This window comes from Streptomyces carpinensis, assembly GCF_002154505.1.
GTDB lineage: Bacteria > Actinomycetota > Actinomycetes > Streptomycetales > Streptomycetaceae > Streptomyces > Streptomyces carpinensis.
Map to the genome: position 1 here is coordinate 1 of NZ_MUBM01000713.1, position 632 is coordinate 632.

Annotated in this window: 1 pseudogene; it reads right to left on the reverse strand. The window is 72.6% G+C overall.

Going from position 1 to position 632, the window contains the following annotated elements:
* Positions 1-632 (reverse strand): annotated as a pseudogene (locus BZY54_RS48220) (alpha/beta fold hydrolase); the annotation flags it as partial.

The window sequence follows — 632 nt, forward strand, 5'->3', positions numbered from 1 at the left end:
GTAGGAGATGCCGAAGTAGTGCATCCTCCGGTCACCGAGGACCTGCCGGATCAGGTCCATGTCCCGAGCCGTGTCGGTCGTCGAGACGTGCGCGAGCAGCTTCCCGGCGGCCTTCGCACAACCCCTGCCGAAGTCGGCCGCGTCCTGGAGGTAGGCCTGTTCCTCGGCCGGCGTGTCCGGTGTCGCGTCGATCGCCTCGGCGGCCTGGATCCGCCGGTCGTCGCGGCAGCGTATCCCCTCACTCGCGCCGACCCCGCGGGGGTCCCAGCTCACCAGGTCGTACCGCTGCCGGAGTGTGCCGACCGCGGAGCCGTACGCCGGCAGCGTGGCCACGCCGGATCCGCCAGGGCCGCCGAAGTTGAACAGCAGCGAACCGGTGCGCTCACCGGTGGCCTTCGCCCGGATGAGAGCGATGCCGATGGTCTCGCCGTCCGGCCGGGACCAGTCCAGCGGCGCCCTCAGAGTCGCACACTGCCAGTCGGCGCCCGGCGCGGGGGAGTCGGAGGTGGTCTTGCAACGGCCCCAGTCGAGCCGCTGCGCGGTGAGCGAGGCAGGCAGCGCGCGGGACCCCGCGGCATCGTCCGGTGAAGCCGCCGGACTGGACCGGCCCTTCCCCTTGTCCCCGCCTCCAC